Annotated in this window: 4 protein-coding genes and 1 pseudogene; 3 read left to right on the top strand and 2 right to left on the bottom strand. The window is 73.2% G+C overall.

From position 1 onward, the window contains the following. The 3 genes from AC51EU_RS27835 to AC51EU_RS27825 form a co-directional block, all read left to right on the top strand. A partial coding sequence (locus AC51EU_RS27835) for a glycosyl hydrolase family 65 domain-containing protein (protein ID WP_496269851.1) occupies positions 1–1,716 on the top strand: 1,716 nt, incomplete at its 5' end. A gap of 204 nt (positions 1,717–1,920) precedes the next feature. Continuing rightward, positions 1,921–2,571 (top strand): TetR/AcrR family transcriptional regulator, encoded by a 651-nt coding sequence (locus tag AC51EU_RS27830; RefSeq protein ID WP_496269850.1) that lies wholly within the window; start codon positions 1,921–1,923, stop codon positions 2,569–2,571. A 69-nt stretch (positions 2,572–2,640) separates the two neighbouring features. Further along, positions 2,641–3,285: a CatB-related O-acetyltransferase gene (locus AC51EU_RS27825; protein ID WP_496269849.1), complete on the top strand. Its 645-nt coding sequence runs from the start codon at positions 2,641–2,643 to the stop codon at positions 3,283–3,285. A gap of 176 nt (positions 3,286–3,461) precedes the next feature. Here AC51EU_RS27825 and AC51EU_RS27820 read toward each other — a convergent pair. Both AC51EU_RS27820 and AC51EU_RS27815 read right to left on the bottom strand, forming a co-directional pair. Beyond that, positions 3,462–3,833: pseudogene (locus AC51EU_RS27820) on the bottom strand (N-acetylmuramoyl-L-alanine amidase); the annotation flags it as partial. A gap of 200 nt (positions 3,834–4,033) precedes the next feature. Continuing rightward, positions 4,034–4,157 (bottom strand): DUF6214 family protein (locus tag AC51EU_RS27815; RefSeq protein ID WP_496269852.1); only part of this gene is annotated, 124 nt, incomplete at its 5' end.

The raw sequence follows: 4,157 nt of genomic DNA, 5'->3' as shown, positions 1-4,157 counted from the left end.
CAGCGGCTGGTGCTCCCGGTGCGGCCCGGGGCGGTGGCGGCGGTCGACAAGACGGTGGCGCTGTACTCCAGCCGTGACCGGGCGATCGGCGATCCCCGGGACGCGGCGGTCCAGGCGGTCACCCGCGCCCCGGAGTTCCCGCCGCTGCTGGAGTCCCACCGCCGGGCCTGGGAGCACCTGTGGGAGCGGGTGCCGCTGGACGTCCCCGGGGAGGCGGGCCGCGTCCTGCGGCTGCACCTGTTCCATGTGCTCCAGACGCTCTCGCCGCACACCGCGGAGCTGGACGTGGGGGTACCGGCCCGCGGGCTGCACGGGGAGGCGTACCGGGGGCATGTCTTCTGGGACGAGCTGTTCGTGCTGCCGTTCCTCGATCTGCATCTGCCGGAGGTGTCGCGGGCCCTGCTCGGCTACCGCCACCGGCGGCTGCCGGAGGCCCGGCACGCGGCGCGCGCGGCGGGCCGGGCCGGGGCGATGTACCCGTGGCAGAGCGCGAGCGACGGGCGTGAGGAGAGCCAGCGGCTGCATCTGAACCCGCGGTCGGGGCGCTGGCTGCCGGACCATTCGCACCTCCAGCACCATGTCGGGTCGGCGGTGGCGTACAACGTGTGGCAGTACGCCCAGGCCACCGGGGACACGGTGTTCCTCCACACGGACGGCGCCGAGATGCTGCTGGAGGTCGCCCGTTTCTGGGCGTCGTCCGCGTCCTGGGACCCAGCGCTGGGCCGCTACCGCCTGCGGGGCGTGATCGGGCCGGACGAGTACCACGACGCCTACCCGGACGCGGACGGGCCGGGCCTCGACGACAACGCGTACACGAACGTCATGGCGGCGTGGGTGCTGGGCCGGGCGCTCGACGTGTGCCGTGAGCTGCCCGTGGACCGCAGACGGCGGCTGTTCGAGCGACTGCGGATCGGGGCGGAGGAGCCCGGACGCTGGGAGGAGGTCGCGCGTCTGCTCCATGTGCCGTACCACCAGGGCGTGATCAGCCAGTTCGCGGGCTACGAGGACCTGGCCGAGCTGGACTGGGAGGGGTACCGCCGCCGTTACGGCGACATCCGGCGGCTGGACCGCATCCTGGAGGCGGAGGGTGACTCCGTCAACCGTTACCGGGCGTCCAAGCAGGCCGATGTGCTGATGCTGGGCTATCTCTTCTCCCCCGCCGAACTCGCGGCGACGTTCCGGCGGCTGGGCCGCCCCCTGGACGACGACATCTGGCGCGCCACCGTCGACCACTACCTGTGCCGCACCAGCCACGGTTCGACGCTGAGCGCGCTGGTGCACGCGTGGGTACTGGCGCGGGACCGCCGCCAGGACGCCTGGCGGTACTGCGAGGAGGCGCTGGCCGGGGATGTGGCGGACGTCCAGGGCGGGACGACCGGGGAGGGCATCCACCTGGGCGCGATGGCGGGCACGCTGGACCTCGTACAGCGCGGGATGACGGGCCTGGAGACCCGGGAGGACGCGCTGTGGCTCGATCCCGCGCCGCTTCCGGAGCTGTCGGCGTTCGGGGTGCGGGTCCGCTACCGGCGTCATCAGGACGTCGATCTGCGGGTGTGCGCGGACCATGTGCGCGTCGCGGTCCCCGAGGAGGGGGGCGGCGCGCTGCCCGTGCGGCTGCGCGGCCACCGGTTCATGGTGGCCTCCGGTACGGTCCGCAGGCTCACCCTGGGTGACGGTCCGTCCCGGCCGTTCCACGGTCGCGGGACGCGGTGGTGAACCGGCCGCGGACCGCGCGGGATGCCGCCCCCTTCCGCGTTCTCGCAGGTCGGAGGCGGCATCCCGGACCCACGCCACCCAGCTCGGGCGATCCCCCGTGTCGCCCGAATCGGGTGGCGTGACCGGTTTCCGCCGTTGCGGGCGGACATCCCGGACTGTAACTGAGTATATTGGCTCTCAGCCAGTCAACGCAGGAGTTCCAGCATGTCCCCCCGCAGCCCATCGGTCAATGAAGAGCTGCGGAGGCGTTCGCGCGAGCGGCTTCTGCAGGCGACGGTCGAGCTGGTCGCCGAGCGCGGCTACGACGCCACGACGCTCGGCGCCATCGCCGAACGGGCGGGCGCGGCACGCGGCCTGGTCTCGTACTACTTCCCCGGCAAGCGGCAGCTGCTCCAGTCCGCCGTGCACCGCCTGATGCACCTCACCCTCCAGGCGGCACTGGAGCGCGAGCCGCTTCCCACCGGGCCGGACGCCGGGCGCGAGCTGATGGCCCGCGCCGTCGACGCGATCCTCGGGCTGGCCCGCGACCATCCGCTGCTGATGCGGACCCACATGGCCGGCATCCTCACCGACGAGGGCTTCGTGCGGTGCCCCGAGCAGCAGCGCCTCGCCCAGCTGCTGCGGGACACGGTCGTGGCGTACGGCTCGCCGGACCCCGACACCGACTACCCGATGCTGCGGGCGCTGCTGATGGGCGCGGTGGTGTCGGTGCTGCTACCTGGCGCGCCGATGCCGCTGCCCCGGCTGCGCGCCGAACTGTTCCAGCGCTACGGCCTGGACTGGTCCTCGGGCACCCCGCCGGAGGACGGACCGCCGACCGGCGGCACACCGCCGCGCTACCCGGCGCGGAAATAGCCCGCCACCGGGCCGCGCCCCCATGGCATCCTGTGCCGGTTGTCCACTCCCCTGGCGAAAGCGGCTGTCATGAACGAGGTCCCGGCGGACCCCACCGTGCTCCACCCGATCCCCGGCCAGCCCCGTGTGGTGCTGCTCAAGCCCCTGGTGACGTCCCCGCTCATCGAGGTCGGGGAGTTCTCCTACTACGACGACCCGGACGACGCGACCGCGTTCGAGACCCGCAATGTGCTCTACCACTACGGGCCCGAGAAACTGCGCATCGGCAGGTTCTGCGCACTGGGCACCGGGGTGCGGTTCCTCATGAACGGCGCCAACCACCGCATGGACGGCCCCTCCACCTTCCCGTTCCCCATCATGGGCGGCTCCTGGGCCGCGCACGGGGACCTGATCACCGGCCTTCCCACGCGGGGTGACACGGTGGTCGGCCACGACGTGTGGCTGGGGTACGGCGCCATGGTGATGCCCGGGGTGCGCATCGGGCACGGCGCGGTCGTCGCGTCCGGTTCGGTCGTCGTCGACGACGTCCCCGACTACGGCATCGTCGGCGGCAGTCCGGCCCGGCTCCTCCGCACCCGGTATCCCGACGACGACATCGCCCGGCTGCTCGCCCTGGCCTGGTGGGACTGGCCCCTGGACCATCTCACCCGGCATCTGCGGACCGTCATGTCCGGCACCGTCGACGATCTGGAGAAGGCCGCGCCGGGCGCCTGAGCGGCACGTGCGCCCGAGGGCCGTCCCGGTACCGGTCGTACCGGGACGGTCCGGCGACGCGGAGAGCGTGCGTCCGGGCGCCGCGGGTTCCGCGACAGGTCCTCACCCTGTGCCATCCGGTCGGCGACCTGGTGGCGCAGGGCCGGGAGCAGCGCGTAGAGGTCCTCACCCGGGCAGAGCGTCGCGTAGACGTCGCGGTGTCCGGAGATGACGTCGGCGGTCCTCGGCCGCTGCCCCGGGAAGTCCAGGACGGCCTGCCCCTCGGGGTCCAGCCGGTACTGGGCGCCCTTCCAGGCGAGGAGGTCGCGCACGCCGTCGAGCATGGCCGGCTCCGGCTTCCCGGCGCCCTTCTCGGTGGGCTCGAAGTCACCGAGGGTGGCCACGCCCAGGGTGCCGGTGTTGTACCCGGCGGCGTGGCCGCCCAGGATGGCCTTGGGATCGGCGGACGGGTTCGCGTCGATGCTGCCCCGGCGCCCCTCCCAGATGCCCCCGAACCGGTCGACGACGAAATGGTAGGGGAAGTCGCCGTACCGCTGGTTGTCGATCATGTCCGCGTAGAGGGCGCGCATCAGAGGGAAATCCCTTTTGTGGCACTGAATCATGACGGAACATCGGTCCGCGGAAGGGCCGGCCGCTCTGGTGCCGTGTCGCGTCCCTATGAGGGTGTGGCCCGGTCGGCGGGGCGCGGGGGCGCTGTCCGGAGGGCGCGACGCCGCGGACCACGCTCGGCCGGTCCGGGAGGAGAGCCCTAGCGCTTGTTGTGCCGGGGTGCCAGGAGGCCGGCCTCGCGGGCACCGGCGATCAGCCGGAGCGACCGGCGGCGGCTGCGGCCGGTCGCGGTCATCACGGCGCGCACGGGGTCGCGGCCGTCG

It is taken from the genome of Candidatus Streptomyces philanthi (genome assembly GCF_059553635.1).
This window is presented reverse-complemented; position numbering and strand designations above follow the sequence as displayed.